12 protein-coding genes are annotated in these 15,022 nt (G+C 59.4%); 6 read left to right on the forward strand and 6 right to left on the reverse strand.

The annotated features are described in order from the left end of the window. Positions 1–20 precede the first annotated feature (20 nt). A complete protein-coding gene (locus tag ACYZTK_RS02310) occupies positions 21–1,346 on the reverse strand; it encodes a sigma-54 dependent transcriptional regulator (protein ID WP_462012943.1) in 1,326 nt (441 codons plus the stop codon). A 343-nt stretch (positions 1,347–1,689) separates the two neighbouring features. Here ACYZTK_RS02310 and ACYZTK_RS02315 point away from each other — a divergent pair, with 343 nt between their 5' ends. From ACYZTK_RS02315 to nhaB, 3 genes are all read left to right on the forward strand, one after another. Continuing rightward, a complete protein-coding gene (locus ACYZTK_RS02315) occupies positions 1,690–1,956 on the forward strand; it encodes a hypothetical protein (RefSeq protein ID WP_462012944.1) in 267 nt (88 codons plus the stop codon). A 268-nt stretch (positions 1,957–2,224) separates the two neighbouring features. After that, on the forward strand, positions 2,225–3,514 hold the full coding sequence (locus tag ACYZTK_RS02320; RefSeq protein ID WP_462012945.1) for a delta-60 repeat domain-containing protein: 1,290 nt from the start codon (positions 2,225–2,227) through the stop codon (positions 3,512–3,514). 219 nt (positions 3,515–3,733) lie between these two features. After that, positions 3,734–5,236 (forward strand): sodium/proton antiporter NhaB, encoded by a 1,503-nt coding sequence (gene nhaB, locus ACYZTK_RS02325; protein ID WP_462012946.1) that lies wholly within the window; start codon positions 3,734–3,736, stop codon positions 5,234–5,236. Positions 5,237–5,249: 13 nt separating this feature from the next. On the opposite strand, the gene zwf is transcribed toward nhaB, so the two are convergent. Beyond that, positions 5,250–6,773, reverse strand: a complete 1,524-nt coding sequence (gene zwf / locus ACYZTK_RS02330; protein WP_462012947.1) for a glucose-6-phosphate dehydrogenase — start codon at positions 6,771–6,773, stop codon at positions 5,250–5,252. Continuing rightward, positions 6,770–7,750, reverse strand: coding sequence for a phosphogluconate dehydrogenase (NAD(+)-dependent, decarboxylating) (gene gnd / locus ACYZTK_RS02335; protein ID WP_462012948.1), 981 nt, complete (start codon positions 7,748–7,750; stop codon positions 6,770–6,772). The genes zwf and gnd overlap by 4 nt, the downstream gene beginning before the upstream one ends. A gap of 272 nt (positions 7,751–8,022) precedes the next feature. On the opposite strand from gnd, the gene ACYZTK_RS02340 reads away from it, so the two are divergent. From ACYZTK_RS02340 to ACYZTK_RS02350, 3 genes are all read left to right on the forward strand, one after another. Continuing rightward, complete coding sequence (locus ACYZTK_RS02340) at positions 8,023–8,196, forward strand: DUF6026 family protein (RefSeq protein WP_462012949.1); 174 nt, start codon at positions 8,023–8,025, stop codon at positions 8,194–8,196. 280 nt (positions 8,197–8,476) lie between these two features. Next, the gene (locus ACYZTK_RS02345) at positions 8,477–10,210 is read left to right on the forward strand and encodes a phosphoethanolamine transferase CptA (protein WP_462012950.1); all 1,734 of its coding nucleotides are present in this window, start codon (positions 8,477–8,479) and stop codon (positions 10,208–10,210) included. 114 nt (positions 10,211–10,324) lie between these two features. Then, positions 10,325–12,565 (forward strand): TonB-dependent siderophore receptor, encoded by a 2,241-nt coding sequence (locus tag ACYZTK_RS02350; protein ID WP_462012951.1) that lies wholly within the window; start codon positions 10,325–10,327, stop codon positions 12,563–12,565. A 45-nt stretch (positions 12,566–12,610) separates the two neighbouring features. Here ACYZTK_RS02350 and ACYZTK_RS02355 read toward each other — a convergent pair whose 3' ends face one another. The 3 genes from ACYZTK_RS02355 to zapE all read right to left on the reverse strand — a co-directional run bounded on the left by ACYZTK_RS02355 (position 12,611) and on the right by zapE (position 15,000). Continuing rightward, positions 12,611–13,102 (reverse strand): GNAT family N-acetyltransferase, encoded by a 492-nt coding sequence (locus ACYZTK_RS02355; protein ID WP_462012952.1) that lies wholly within the window; start codon positions 13,100–13,102, stop codon positions 12,611–12,613. Between the two features lie 178 nt (positions 13,103–13,280). After that, complete coding sequence (locus ACYZTK_RS02360; protein ID WP_462012954.1) at positions 13,281–13,862, reverse strand: DinB family protein; 582 nt, start codon at positions 13,860–13,862, stop codon at positions 13,281–13,283. A 19-nt stretch (positions 13,863–13,881) separates the two neighbouring features. Further along, positions 13,882–15,000, reverse strand: coding sequence for a cell division protein ZapE (gene zapE / locus ACYZTK_RS02365; protein ID WP_462012955.1), 1,119 nt, complete (start codon positions 14,998–15,000; stop codon positions 13,882–13,884). Positions 15,001–15,022 lie beyond the last annotated feature (22 nt).

The following is a 15,022-nucleotide window of genomic DNA, read 5'->3' on the forward strand; positions in this document are numbered from 1 at the left end:
TGCGATCTTTTGATCCTAAGTTAACGAATCTGATGTTTATGCAGCAACCGGTAAAACGTCGGCCGGGAAATCCCCAGCACCTTGGCCGCGATGCTCAGATTATCGCTATGGCGATTAAGCACATCACTCAAGGCCTGGCGTTCGGCGCGGGTTTTATAGTCTTCCAGGGTGCCCATCGGCGTAACAACGGCGTGTTGACTGATCAGCCCCAGGTCACGGGCTTCTATCTGCCGGCCTTCAGCCAACACCAACCCACGGCGTACCCGGTTAGCCAGCTCGCGCACATTGCCCGGCCAGTCATGCTTGCCCATCGCAATCAGGGCGTCATCGCTGAAACTGCGAGGGCGGCGGCCGGTTTCGTGGCTGTAGAAGTGCGAAAAGTGGTTAGCCAGCATCGACAAGTCACCATGGCGCTCACGCAGCGGCGCGGTGACCACTTGCAGGACGTTCAGGCGGTAGTACAAATCTTCGCGAAAACGCTTCTTCTCGATCGCCGCCTCAAGATCGACGTGGGTCGCCGCCAGCACCCGCACGTCCACCGGAATCGGCTGGCTGCCGCCAACATGCTCGATATGTTTTTCCTGCAGGAAGCGCAGCAGGTTGGCTTGCAACTCCAGTGGCAGGTCACCGATTTCATCGAGAAACAGCGTGCCGCCATTCGCCGCTTCAATCCGCCCGACCTTGCGTTGATGGGCGCCGGTAAAAGCCCCCTTCTCATGACCAAAAAGCTCGGACTGGATCAGGTGTTCGGGGATCGCGCCGCAGTTGATGGCCACGAAGGGTTTGCTGTGGCGCTGGGATTGGCGGTGCAAGGTGCGGGCGACCAGTTCCTTGCCGGTCCCGCTCTCGCCGCGAATCAGCACCGGAGACTCCGTAGGCGCCAGTTTGCTCAATAACCTGCGCAGTTCGCGAATCGGCTTGCTGTCGCCGAGCAGCTCGTGTTCGGGCTGGTCAATGTGCACCGTGCCCTTGCCGCGCAGCCTGGCCATGCCGAAGGCGCGGCCAAGGGTTACCTGCACCCTGGAAACATCAAACGGCAAGGTATGAAAGTCGAAAAACCATTCGCATACGAAGTCTCCTACATTCTGCAGGCGCAGCACTTCCTGGTTCAGTACGGCAATCCACTCGGTGCCACTGTGGCTGATCAGTTCCTTGACCGCGTCAGGGCGTTCAAGATGAAAGGGTTGCAATCGCAACAGCCCGACGTCACAGGTCCTGTCCAAGGCATTTTCCAGCGTACAGCTGTCGACATCCCAGCCAATCGCTCGCAAACCCGGCAGTAAACGATGGCAATCGTCGCAAGGATCAACCACTAATAGACGGCGTAGGGCAGGCGCTTCATTCATGACTGTTCCTTGACGCCAAATTCATTGAAATATTAGTAAAAACAGTCATTTGGCGGACTTGGCTGTAACATTAGCAATAAATTGACAGGTGCTTGTACCGATTGACTATAGGGCTACCGCCTAATCAGTTATAAGACACTACTTGGTTAGTTACCTATCGAACTTCAACCTTTCACCCAGCTTTCAAACAGACTTAAAAAGTGGATTTGTGAAAGAAAGTTGAAATTTCCTCAGTTCATGTGTGACCCGGCACCGGGTTGCGTGCATCAGTACAAGTAACCAGCCGCTCGGCAAGCCCGACCGTCGGCCGATCACCTGACTGGGCATATAGAGAGAGAACCCCATGAACGCCCCGCTCCGTATCAACGAAGCTCTTTTGATTGCAGACCGCGCATTCCAGCCTTTCCAGTGCGTGGCCTGGGCTCTACAAGACGGCAACGGTGAACTCAGCCTGACGGTGATTGACCGTACCAAATGCAGTATAGGCCGCAAGCAGATTCCGAGCAGCGCCTATACCGATCCCGCACAGCTCGAACGCGTACTGCAGCAGGCTCGTGAAGAACTGAGCCGCGACGGTTACCGCCTCGAATCGTGGTCGATGCCACATTGATTGCATCGCGGATTACTCAACAGTAGTCCGCGACCTCCCCGGTTGTCTTGATAACACGCGACGGCTAATTGCCAGGTAGCTTTAATACCCGAATGCATTAATTAATTGGCAGGCTTGCCAATGGTTCAAAAAGACACTGTTCTGGCACACAGCGACCCTCCGCTTGTTATTTCTGCCAGTTGTGCACTTGGCCAATCAGGGATTGAATGTCGTTCTTATAAAGGTCGCCACCCCAACTTCTGGACGACGACTCGCAAGGAGAGCGTGAATGTCAAGCCAGGTTGCCTTTGCCATCCCTGTAACACACCCCCAGCCCGGTCAGCTTGACCTGTCGTTTGCCGCCGCCGGCACGACCCAGGTGTATTTCGCCGACAGCCTTTCCAGCATGACTAACGACGTGGCTGTCGATGCCTGTGGGCGCATTCTGGTGGCCGCCAAAGTCGGCACTGCGGATGGCAGCCGCTTCGGGTTGGCGCGCTTGTTGGCTGATGGTTCGGCAGACCTGTCCTTCGGTGCACAGGGCAGTGTCATCGGCCAGTTCGAGCGCGGCTTCGAGGCAATGGGCGGCAAAGTGGTGCTACTCCCTGATGGCAGTATTCTGTTGGCCGGCCTGCACTACCTTAACGGCCATCGCACGCTTCCGGCCTTGGCCTTGTTTGATCACCAGGGGCAGCCGGTGCTGAGCTTTGGTGACAAAGGCCGTTGCGTGGTGCGACTGCCAGGCAATCTTGCCATTGGCGTGCGTGATGCCTGGCTTCCGCCCGGTGTTCCGGGGGCCGAGGCCTGCGATGTGCGACTGCAGGCAGACGGGCGAATACTGCTGCTGGCCAACCATCATTTCGAACTGGCCGACCATGTCGGTCTACTGATCTGCCTGAGGCCCGACGGCGCCCTGGACGACTCGTTCAATGGCCGGGGGTTTGTGATTGTCAGGCACTTGCTGATGAACACCTGGCTCAGCAGTCTGCTGGTGCAACGGGATGGGCGGATTCTGGTGGGTGGCTCGATCAACTTTCCCGAGGAAGGTTTGCTCGCCCGCTACCAGGCCGACGGGCAGCTCGACGACTCTTTCGCGGTCGATGGTTTCATGAGTTTCAGTTCCGGTGGACGCAGCACTCAAGTCAGTCATGTCGTGCAACAGGCTAATGCCGATTTGCTCTGCGTAGGAAGTAGCCGCGATCCGATGCATTGCCTGTCTCTGCAGCTGCACAGCAATGGGCGCCCGGACGCTCATTGCCATGGCGGCCAGCCCCGGTTGCTGGCAATCGGTCACAGTGGTTGCCAATGGACTGCCGCCCTGGCGTTGGCGGATGGTCGCAGCATGACAGTCGGCGCGACGATTGGCGGGTGTGAGGCTGACTTCATATTGGCTCGGCATCTGCCTGACGGACAGCTGGACCGGCAGTTTGGCGATGGCCTTGGGTGGGTTCGCACTCGGTTGGGGCGCAGCCTGGATACAGCGACTTCGCTGGCCGTGCAGGGGGATGGGGCAATTGTCGTGGGGGGGTATTCGCTGGATGGGAGTTATCGGGCGGTGGTGGCGCGGTATTTGGGGTGAGATTTTTGTAATGGGCGGCGCATTTTGAGGGTGTACTGAGTTTTGCCTGAAAACGCTAATGATCGTTCACGTCCATCGCGAGCAAGCTTTGCTCCCACAGGTGTGCTCTCCCAGCTTTGATTACACAGATGTGCTTCCACAGGGCTATGACCTTTCCTACGCTTGATATTCCTTCCTTCTTACGGCAACTTGCGCGCTTCTTAAAACAAGGAGCAGCCGATGTCCGGTTCAATGGCCCAGGCGTTCGCGCACAACTTTCTTGGGAACTCTCCCCGCTGGTACAAGGCGAGCATTGTCGGCTTCCTGATTCTTAATGCCCTGGTGTTGTGGACTGTCGGCCCCGTGGCGGCGGGCTGGTTGCTGGTGCTGGAGTTCATTTTTACCCTGGCCATGGCACTCAAATGCTACCCACTGATGCCCGGCGGGCTGTTGCTGATCGAAGCGCTGCTACTGAAGATGACCACGCCCCAGGCGCTGTACGACGAACTGGTGCACAACTTTCCGGTGATCCTGCTGCTGATGTTCATGGTGGCCGGGATCTACTTCATGAAGGACCTGCTGCTGTTCCTGTTCTCGCGGCTGCTGCTGGGCGTGCGGTCCAAAGCGCTGCTGGCGTTGCTGTTCTGCTTCCTGTCGGCATTTCTGTCGGCCTTTCTCGACGCCCTGACCGTCACCGCCGTGATTATCAGCGCGGCGGTAGGTTTTTATTCGGTGTACCACCGCGTGGCTTCGGGCAACGACCCGCGCCAGGACAGCGGCTTCTCCGATGATCGTCACCTGCCGCCACTGCATCACGAGGACCTCAATCAGTTTCGTGCCTTCCTGCGCAGCCTGTTGATGCACGGTGCGGTCGGTACGGCGCTGGGCGGCGTTTGTACCCTGGTCGGTGAGCCGCAGAACCTGTTGATCGGTCACGAGATGGGCTGGCACTTCGCTGAATTTTTCCTCAAGGTCGCGCCGGTTTCGTTGCCGGTATTGGTGGCGGGCCTGGTGACGTGCGTGCTGCTGGAGAAGTTGCGCTGGTTCGGCTACGGCACGCTGCTGCCGGACAACGTGCGCGCCGTGCTGGCCGACTATGCCGCGCAAGACAACGCCGAGCGCACTGCGCGCCAGCGTGCGGCGCTGATCGTCCAGGGTGTGGCGGCGCTGATCCTGATAGCCGGCCTGGGGTTTCATGTGGCTGAGGTGGGGTTGATCGGCTTGATGGTGATTGTGCTGATCACCGCCTTCACCGGCATTACCGACGAGCATCGCATCGGCAGCGCGTTCAAGGACGCCATGCCGTTCACTGCGCTGCTGGTGGTGTTCTTCGCCGTTGTGGCAGTGATCCATGACCAGCAGTTGTTCACGCCGTTGATTCAATGGGTGCTGGCGCTGCCGGCAGATCAGCAACCTGGGATGCTGTTCATTGCCAATGGTTTGCTGTCGGCGATCAGCGATAACGTGTTTGTCGCGACCATTTACATCACCGAGGTGAAGCAGGCGTTTGTCTCCGGGCACATGAGCCGAGAGCATTTTGAAACCCTCGCCATTGCGATCAACACCGGCACCAACCTGCCAAGCGTGGCGACGCCCAATGGCCAGGCGGCATTTCTGTTCCTGCTGACCTCGGCGATCGCGCCGCTGATCCGTCTGTCATACGGACGGATGGTGTGGATGGCGCTGCCGTATACGGTGGTGATGGGGGTGTTGGGGTGGTATGCGGTGAGTTACTGGTTGTAGCGCAGCCCATCACTCATCCGAGGCTGTGCCACACCCGACCGTCGCGGGTCAGCAGGTCTTCGGCCGCTTGCGGGCCATCTTCACCGGCGGCATATCCCTCCACGGCGGCGTCCTGCTGCCAGGCATCGAGGAAAGGCTGCACGGCGCGCCAGCCATTCTCGATGTTGTCGGCGCGCTGGAACAGCGTCTGGTCGCCGGTCAGGCAATCGTAGATCAGCGTTTCATAGCCGGTCGACGGCTGCATTTCGAAGAAGTCCTTGTACGCGAAGCCCAGCTCGATATTGGCCATCTTCAATGCCGGCCCAGGACGCTTGGCCAGCAGATCGAACCACATCCCTTCGTTGGGCTGGATCTGGATGCGCAGGTAGGTCGGCTGCAGCTCATCGACCTCGGTATCGCGAAACTGCGCGTACGGCGCAGGCTTGAAGCAGATGACGATCTCGGTGTCGCGCACGCTCATGCGCTTGCCGGTGCGCAGGTAGAACGGCACGCCGACCCACCGCCAGTTATCGATCATGACCTTGAGTGCAACGTAGGTTTCGGTGGTGCTATCTGGCGCCACGTTGCCTTCCTCGCGATAACCGGGCAAGGACTTGTCACCGACCTCGCCAGCGGTGTACTGGCCACGCACCGAATTGGCCCGTGCTTCTTCGACGGACCAGGGGCGAATCGCACCGACCACCTTGGCTTTTTCGCCACGCACGGCGTCCGCGCCAAATGCAGCAGGTGGTTCCATCGCGACCATCGCCAGCAGTTGGAACAGGTGGTTGGGCACCATGTCGCGCAGGGCGCCGGTATGTTCGTAGAAGCTGCCACGGGTCTCCACGCCGACGGTTTCCGCCGCCGTGATCTGCACGTGGTCGATGTAATGGTTGTTCCAGAAGGCTTCGAACAGACTGTTGGAGAACCGGCTGATCAGAATGTTCTGCACGGTCTCCTTGCCCAGATAATGATCGATCCGATAAATCTGGTTTTCCGACATCACCTTGAGCAGGCAGGCGTTCAACGCTTCTGCGGTGTGCAGGTCGGAGCCGAAGGGTTTTTCGATCACCACGCGGCGAAAGCCCTCGGGGGTTTCTTCCAGCAGTTTCGCGGCGCCGAGGCGGCGCACTACCTCGCTGAAGAAACGTGGCGCGGTGGCCAGGTAGAACACCGCATTGCCGGTGCCGCTGTCGGCGATTTTCGCCGCCAGGGCTGAATAGGTGCTGTCGTCCAGGAAGTCTCCCTGGACGTAGCTGATACCTTTGGCGAGTGAGGCCCACAAGGCCGGATCAAGGGCTTCATCGCCCTTGCCGATCTTGCTTGCCGCTTCCGCTCGAATGAAATCCTCGAGCTTCTGCGCAAAGGCTTCGTCACTGATGGCGTTGTGGTCAACGCCGATGATCCGCAATCCATCCCCCAGCAATCCGTCGCGACTCAGGTTGTACAGCGCTGGCATCAGCAGGCGCTTGACCAGATCGCCATGGGCACCGAACAGGAACAAAGTGGTAGGCGGTGCTGGTTCTGCCTTGGATTTATTGCGGATCAGGCCGGTCATTTTTTCGAAGTCTCCACGTGGCCACCGAAGCCGAAGCGCTGGGCCGAGAGGATCTTGTCGCCAAAAGTACCCTGGCCGCGGGAGCGATAGCGCGAGAACAGCGAGTTCGACAACACCGGCACAGGTACCGATTGCTCCATGGCCGCTTCAATAGTCCAGCGACCTTCCCCGCTGTCAGCTACCGATCCCGAGTAACCGTCGAGTTTCGGATCGCTGGCCAGCGCGTCTGCGGTCAGGTCGAGCAACCAGGACGAAACCACACTGCCACGGCGCCAGACTTCGGCGATGTCCGCCACGTTGAGGTCGAAACGCTGGTCTTCCGGCAGGTTTTCGCTGGCCTTGGTCTTGAGAATGTCGAAACCTTCGGCGAAGGCCTGCATCATGCCGTACTCGATGCCGTTGTGGATCATCTTCACGAAGTGCCCGGAACCTGCTGGCCCTGCGTGGATGTAGCCGTGTTCGGCACGGTCGTCGGCAGACTTGCGGTCCTTGGTCCGCGGGATGTCACCGATGCCGGGCGCCAGGCTCTGGAACAGTGGATCGAGGCGTTTGACCACCTCGGCTTCGCCGCCGATCATCATGCAGTAACCGCGCTCCAGGCCCCAGACGCCGCCGGAGGTGCCGACGTCGATGTAGTGCAGGCCTTTTTCCGAGAGGCTCTTGGCCCGACGGATGTCGTCCTTATAAAAGGTGTTGCCGCCGTCGATGATGGTATCGCCGGCTTCGAGCAAATTGCTCAGGGTGTCGATGGTGTCTTCAGTCGGCGCGCCGGCCGGCAGCATCACCCAGACGGCACGTGGCTTGGCCAGGCCTGCGACCAGCGCCGGCAGGTCGATGACGCCCTTGGCGCCCTCGGCGGCCAGGTTGTCGACAAAGGCGGTATTGCGGTCGTAGACAACGGTGGAATGCCCATTGAGCATCAGGCGCCGCGCAATATTACCGCCCATGCGGCCCAGTCCAATAATCCCGAGTTGCATGTGCTGATGCTCCTTGTTGCAAATAATGTGTGTCAAAGGTTATAGCCCAACGAGACCTGTTCAGCTTAGTCAGACAGGTCGGCATGAAGTTTCCGTGCATTGTGCCCGATCCAGACTGATAACGCCGGGAAACGTGGCGAAGACACACCGACCATGAAAAATAAAAAAGTTCCCTTCGGCGGTAAAAGAAATCAAAATTGCAGCCGATAGTAAATCAGGGTCCGAACTCGGACGCGGGTTTACAGTTGAACAAACCATTTGCGAGGTGAGCAATGGGCACAGTACAAGCAGCACGGCCAGCACAAACTCTTTACGTCACGATCCGTCGTGATGAACTGCGCCAGTTGAAGGAAGAGCGCGACCTGCTCAAGCAGGAACTTGCGCAACTGCGCGTGTTGACCCAAGGCTTTCAGCCTCAGGCGTCGGCTGTCATTCAGCGCGCCTGACCTCACCTCTCCCCGCGCGCGATTGTCACGTGGGTGCCTGATACCTGTGGGAGCGAGCCTGCTCGCGATTGCGGTGTGTCAGTCAGCGGATGCGTTGACTGGTTTACCGCAATCGCGAGCAGGCTCGCTCGTAAAGTTCAAGATGTCAGCTCACAAAGTTTTCACACCTGATCATGGATACTCCGGCGCCATTGTGGCCGCTCGGTATGCGTGCCGCGCCCGTTCGTCGACGGGAGTCCATGCTGTCGACGGTCGACGACCCCCTAGGCTGGAGCGCTGAATGGCTTTGTTCAAACGCAGCAACACGACTGCGAAAGGTTTTGATTGGGCCGGGTTTGCCTGGCTGTTCGTATTCTTCTGGTACTTCTCCGGCATTACCCAACTGCTGATCCAGCTGACTGGCACTTCCGGCTTCACCGGTTTCCGCCAGGCCTTCCTGATGAGCGCGATCTGGCTCGCGCCGATGCTGCTGTTCCCTAAACAGACGCGTGTGATGGCCGCCTGTATCGGCGTAGTCCTGTGGGCCTGCTCGATGGCAAGCCTGGGCTACTTCTTCATCTACCAGCAGGAATTTTCCCAGAGCGTCATCTTCATCATGTTCGAATCGAACATCTCTGAAGCTGGCGAGTACATGACCCAGTATTTCGCCTGGTGGATGGTCGCGGCATTCCTTGCCCACACCCTGTTCGCCTACTTCCTGTGGACTCGCTTGCGCCCGGTCTACCTGCCGCGTGGCCGCGCTCTGGTAGCCGCAACAGCAATCCTGGTGGCCGTGATAGGTTACCCGCTGGTCAAGCAAACCCTGCGTACGGGCAGTTTTGCCGACGGCTTCGAAAAATTCGAAACCCGTATCGAACCCGCTGTGCCATGGCAGATGGCGGTGGCTTATCACCGCTACCTCGACACCCTCGCCGGCATGCAGGACATGCTGGACAGCGCGAGCAAGATTGCCCCGCTGAAAAACCTCACCGACAACTCGGCCAACCAGCCGGCCACCCTGGTACTGGTGATCGGCGAATCAACCAACCGCCAACGCATGAGCCTGTACGGCTATCCGCGCGATACCACCCCGGAGCTGGACAAGCTCAAGGACCAACTGGCGGTGTTCGATAATGTCATCACCCCGCGCCCGTACACGATCGAGGCGCTGCAGCAGGTGCTAACCTTCGCTGACGAGGACAACCCGGCGCTGTACCTGTCGACGCCGTCGCTGGTCAGCATGATGAAACAGGCGGGCTACAAGACGTTCTGGATCACCAACCAGCAGACCATGACCAAGCGCAACACCATGCTGACGACCTTCTCCGAGCAGGCCGACGAGCAGGTGTACCTCAACAACAACCGCAACCAGAACGCTGCCCAGTACGATGGCGACGTGATTGAACCGTTCAACAAGGCCCTGGCCGACGCTGCGCCGCGCAAGCTGATCGTCGTGCATTTGCTGGGCACGCACATGAGCTACCAGTACCGCTATCCGTCCACCTTCGACAAGTTCAAGGATCGCCAGGGCGTACCGGCCGGCGTACGTGACGATCAGGTGCCGACCTACAACAGCTACGACAACGCGGTGCTGTACAACGATTTCGTGGTGTCAAGCCTGATCAAGGACTACGCCAAGACCGATCCGAACGGCTTCCTGCTGTACCTCTCCGATCACGGCGAAGACGTGTTCGACTCGCCCGGCCACAGCACCCTGGGGCGTAACGAAAACAAGCCGACGGCGCCGATGTACACCATCCCGTTCATGGCCTGGGCCTCGCCGAAATGGCGCGAGTCCCATGACTGGAATTTTGCCGGTGACCTGGACCGTCCGTACAGCAGCTCGCACCTGATTCATACCTGGGCGGACATGGCAGGCTTGAGCTTCGATGAACTGGATCGCAGCAAGAGCCTGGTCAGCGACAGCTTCAAGCCGCGACCACTGTTGATTGGCAACCCCTACGAGAAGCAGCAGCGGCCGTTGATCGACTTCAGCCTGATGAAACCCAAGGTCGCTGAAGTGGTGCAGCAATAACCACTGCCTGCCACCCACTAAAAATAATAATTATCATTTACGATTAAATATCGCCGCCCTCCTTCGTCTTTGAGCTAACGGAATTTTTCCCTCAACGACAAGGAGTCGGCTGCGATGTTCGCGCCTATCACCCGTTCCATGACTTTTACCCTCGGCCTGTGCAGCATTGCGCTCAGCCCGCAGGTGCTCGCCGAAACCGAAGCGGATCAACAACCCGTGTCCGGCGCCCTGGAACTGACCGCTACCAGCGTCACCGCCCAAGGCCTGGGCCGCAATACCGAAAACACCCAGTCCTACACCACCGGCGCCATGAGCAGCGCCACCCGTCTGAACCTGTCGATCAAGGAAACCCCGCAGTCGGTGTCCGTGGTCACTCGCCAGCAGATGGACGATTTCAAGCTCACCTCGCTGTCCGAAGCCATGCGCCAGACCACCGGCATCGTGGTGCAACATAACGACTCCGACCGGGTCAGCTATTCCTCCCGCGGCTACTCGATCAACAACTTCCAGGTTGACGGGATGCTCAACACCTTCAGCTACATGAAGTCCGATTCCGACACCATCATCTACGACCGCATCGAAGTCGTGCGCGGTGCCACCGGCCTGACCACGGGCGCGGGCGACCCCTCCGCCACCATCAACATGGTGCGCAAGCGCCCGACTTCACAGTGGGAAGCGAAGACCGGCGTCAGCGCCGGCAGCTACGACAATTACTACACCTACCTGGACGTCGGCGGACCACTGGCGTTCGACGGTCGACTGCGCGGGCGTAGCGTGCTGGCCTACCGCGACAGCGACTCGTTCCGTGACAAATACCAGCAACAACGGGAAGTCGGCTACGGCGTGCTGGAAGCCGACCTGACGGACGACACCACGCTCGCCGTGGGTTACGACTACCAGAACAAACATGTCCAGGGCACCTCCTGGGGCACCGTGCCGTACTGGAACGCCGACGGCAGCAAGGCCAAACTCGGTCGCTCGACCAACATGGCGACGTCCTGGAGCTCCTGGCCGATCAAGGACCAGACCGCCTTCGCCAACCTGGACCACCAACTGGGCGCTGGCTGGCAGCTGAAAGCGGCGTACACCCACCGCGAAAGTGATACCGACGGCAAGATCTACTACGCCGGTGGCGGCTTCCCCGAACCGGATCGCAGCGGCATGATCGCCAACGTCAGCCACATGATCGGCAAGCAGAAGATGAAAGCCTATGACTTCAACGTCTCCGGTCCCTACTCGTTGCTGGGACGCGAACATGAACTGATGATTGGCTATGGCGAAGCGGAACGCAGCGAAGACAACCCCTACACCGTCGACGGCCCAATGGCTTCGGACTACGCGAATGTGCCGGACTGGAAGTACATGGGCAACATCGACAAATTCACCGACACGGTCACCAGTCTCACCGGCTCCACCAGCAGTACGGAGCAGAAAGCCGGTTATCTCGCGACGCGCCTGAGCCTGACCGATGAGTTGCACGCCGTGCTCGGCAGCCGCTACGGCAGCTGGAAATCGTCGAGCACCACCAACAGCTATGATGTCAATCAGGTATTGAGCGGCGTGGACGATACCAGCCAGAAACACAACGACATGTGGACGCCCTACGCAGGGCTGCTCTATGACATCACTCCCGAGTACACCGCCTACGTCAGCTACACCGACATCTTCAAACCACAGACCAATCGCGACGCCAACCGCAAGTACCTCGAACCGGTGGTGGGCAGCAACTATGAGCTGGGGCTCAAGGGCAGCCTGCTCGAGGAGCGCCTGAACCTGGCAACCGCGCTGTTCTGGAGTGACCAGGACAACGTTGCCGAACTGGACGATTCGGTGCCGCCGGATCCGGTGACCGGCGAAGAGTTCTACAAGGCCAACGGCAAGGGCACCAAGGTCGAGGGCTTCGAGGCCGAACTGTCGGGCGAGGTCATGGCCGACTGGAACATGACCGCCGGCTATACCTACACCCACTCGGTGAATGGTGAGAAGAACCGCACCAACACTACCGCACCATTGAACATGTTCCGCCTGTCCACCGCCTATCGGCTGCCAGGTGAGTGGCATGCGTTGACCGTGGGCGGAGCACTGAACTGGCAGAGCGAAATCTACCGCGCGGCGAGTCGTCCGGTGGGACGCAACGCCGCAGGCAGAATCATTACCGAGCGTAAGAATATTCGGCAGGATGCCTACGCCCTGGTCAACCTGATGTCGCGCTACGAGTTCGACCAACACCTGTCGGCCTCGCTGAACGTCAACAACCTGTTCGACAAGAAGTACTACGAGAACGTCGGCTTCTACAACGGCAACTACTGGGGTGACCCGCGCACGGTAACCCTGAGCCTGGATTGGAAGTTATAAGTGCATAGGCGTGGCGAGGGAGCCTGCTCCCCCGCCGCACATGCGTTACAGCAGTTTGGTCCAGAACAGCATCCGCCCATGGGCCGGATCGAACATTCCCGCCGCAAATCCGAATTTGCCATAAGACGCCTGGGCAATGGCGTTACCCTCCAGAACCTCCAGGGTGATCTTGCAGCAGCCACGCTGGCGGGCGATGTCCTCAACCTTTTGCAGCATTTTCTGGCTCAAGCCCAAGCCGCGAAATTTCTTCACCACGGCGACGTCGTGCACGTTGACCAGAGGTTTGCAGGCAAATGTGGAGAAGCCTTCAAAACAATTGACCAGCCCGGCCGGTTCACCGTCGACAAAGGCCAGCACACTGAACGCGTGCGGGCGCCTGGCCAGTTCTTCCGGCAAGTGCTCCAGCACATTTGCCGTCAAGGATTGCCCGCCACCCATTGGATCCTCGGCATAGTGGTTCAACACCAGGCAGATTGCCTCGGCATGCAAGGGATTGGTGTAGCTGGCCTGAAGCACAAGAATTTCTGCGGATTCCATTTCCATCCTCGATGACACGTGAAGTAACTGCAGCGGACTCTATCAAGCGCTATCACGAATCAAAAGGATGAAACGCGCTCCCTCTGTAGGAGCTGCCGCAGGCTGCGATCTTTTGATCTGTCTTTCAAGATCAAAAGATCGCAGCCTGCGGCAGCTCCTACAGTGACCGCGTGCCCGATCAATGCCCCCAGATCAACGCCTCTGTCCACCCCAGCTCGGCAAAATCCTCGGCCCGCAAACCCGCCTCCCCAGCACAGAAAAACTCGTCCAGCTGCGGCGGCACCACCGAGGTTCCACTGAGCATCGCGTGCACCTGTCCGCGATGGTGGATCTGGTGTTCAAACAGGTGCGAGAGCATGCGCAAGCGGCTGTCGTGCTGCGGCGTTTCCCGGGCAATGGTGACGATCTTGCCCAGATCGGTGTCGCGCATCTGCTCGCAGTAGGCAATCAGCCGCCGGTCCACCAACGCTTGCTCATGCTTGAGCTCAGCCCCGGTTGAGCAGGGTTCCGCGACGTTGAAATACACGAAGCAGTCCGAATGCGGATCGTCGCCACGCAGCTCGCGTTCCAGGGCGTCCACATAAAACCAGTCGCAGGTCAGGATATGGTTCAGGGTTGCACGCAGACTGGGGAAAAAACTGACCCGCGGCGCCGTCAGCTCTCCGGCACTTAACTCACTCCAGGCCTTGGCCAGGCGGTGATTGGCCCAGGCGTTCTGATAGGCCATGGTCAGCAGATGATGCGACAGCGTTTTAGACATGCTCGCGGCTCCCCTGTGGTCAAACCTCGGCAAAACGTTGCAGCTGCATTTCCTGTAGTCGACTGAGCGTGCGGCGAAACGGGAATTCCAGGTAACCATCGGTGTACAGCTGCGCCATCGGCACCTCGGCTTCGAGGTACAACGGGACCTTGCGGTCGTAGCACTCGTCCACCAGCGCGATGAAGCGGCGCACTGCGTCGTCATGCACGGATAATTGCGGCAACTCGCGATCACCCGCTGCTACTCGCTCGACGCCGTCCTCAGTGCCTCTGGCGATGCGCCCGGCGCGCTTTTGGGCGCTGAGGTTGGGCACATCGCTTAATAGAATAGCCTTGAAGGAATCACACAGGGTCATGAAATCCATGGCGGCGAATGGCTGCTCGCACAGGTCGGGGTAACGGCACCAAAGCACGTGCTGACTGGCCTGCACCACCTTCAGCGAGCGGTGACCGACCTCGATCGGCTCACTGGAGACCGACTGGCCGGCGGTCAACGCCTCGAACACCGCCTGCAAGGCGCCAGACTGCCCGGGTTGCGTGACCCAGTAGCGCTGCAACCCGGTGCCTGGGTGCAGGCGGTGATCCTCGGCGCCATCCACCGCAATCACTTGCATGTGCTGTTTGATCGCCTCGATGGCTGGCACGAACCGGTCGCGGTTAAAGCCGTCCGCGTACAGCTGGTCCGGGGGTAGATTGGAGGTGCAGACCACCACCACGCCCTGCTCGAACATCACCTGGAATAACCGCCCGAGAATGATCGCATCGCCGATGTCATTGACGAACAGCTCATCGAAGCACAGTACCCGAACCTCTTCGCTAAGCTCCCGGGCCAAGGCTTTCAGCGGGTCGGCGGTACCGGTCAGCTGAAAGGAACGCTGATGCACCCATCCCATGAAATGATGGAAATGCTGGCGCCGGGCCGGGACCCGAAGGCTCTGATAGAACTGATCCATCAACCAGGTCTTGCCGCGACCCACCGGGCCCCACAGATACACGCCTGTCACCGACGTGCGCCCCTCGTGCAGGGCCTCGAAGCATTTCTGCAACGCCCACACGGCGTGTTCCTGGGCTTCGTCCTGGACGAAACCCTTGTGTTCGATGGCCTGCTGCCAGGCGCCAAGCGGCGAGTCGATTGTCATGCGCGGCAGTATGCCATGAGCG

The sequence above is a fragment of the Pseudomonas sp. LB3P31 genome (assembly GCF_054897945.1).

What these genes read in the sequence shown, in the direction of transcription:
- nhaB (WP_462012946.1), top strand. Translation starts at nt 3,734, where the DNA reads ATGTCCGGTTCAATGGCCCAGGCGTTCGCGCACAACTTTCTTGGGAAC.
- ACYZTK_RS02345 (WP_462012950.1), top strand. Translation starts at nt 8,477, where the DNA reads ATGGCTTTGTTCAAACGCAGCAACACGACTGCGAAAGGTTTTGATTGG.
- zwf (WP_462012947.1), bottom strand. Translation starts at nt 6,773, where the DNA reads ATGACCGGCCTGATCCGCAATAAATCCAAGGCAGAACCAGCACCGCCT.
- ACYZTK_RS02315 (WP_462012944.1), top strand. Translation starts at nt 1,690, where the DNA reads ATGAACGCCCCGCTCCGTATCAACGAAGCTCTTTTGATTGCAGACCGC.
- gnd (WP_462012948.1), bottom strand. Translation starts at nt 7,750, where the DNA reads ATGCAACTCGGGATTATTGGACTGGGCCGCATGGGCGGTAATATTGCG.
- zapE (WP_462012955.1), bottom strand. Translation starts at nt 15,000, where the DNA reads ATGACAATCGACTCGCCGCTTGGCGCCTGGCAGCAGGCCATCGAACAC.
- ACYZTK_RS02340 (WP_462012949.1), top strand. Translation starts at nt 8,023, where the DNA reads ATGGGCACAGTACAAGCAGCACGGCCAGCACAAACTCTTTACGTCACG.
- ACYZTK_RS02310 (WP_462012943.1), bottom strand. Translation starts at nt 1,346, where the DNA reads ATGAATGAAGCGCCTGCCCTACGCCGTCTATTAGTGGTTGATCCTTGC.
- ACYZTK_RS02320 (WP_462012945.1), top strand. Translation starts at nt 2,225, where the DNA reads ATGTCAAGCCAGGTTGCCTTTGCCATCCCTGTAACACACCCCCAGCCC.
- ACYZTK_RS02360 (WP_462012954.1), bottom strand. Translation starts at nt 13,862, where the DNA reads ATGTCTAAAACGCTGTCGCATCATCTGCTGACCATGGCCTATCAGAAC.
- ACYZTK_RS02350 (WP_462012951.1), top strand. Translation starts at nt 10,325, where the DNA reads ATGTTCGCGCCTATCACCCGTTCCATGACTTTTACCCTCGGCCTGTGC.
- ACYZTK_RS02355 (WP_462012952.1), bottom strand. Translation starts at nt 13,102, where the DNA reads ATGGAATCCGCAGAAATTCTTGTGCTTCAGGCCAGCTACACCAATCCC.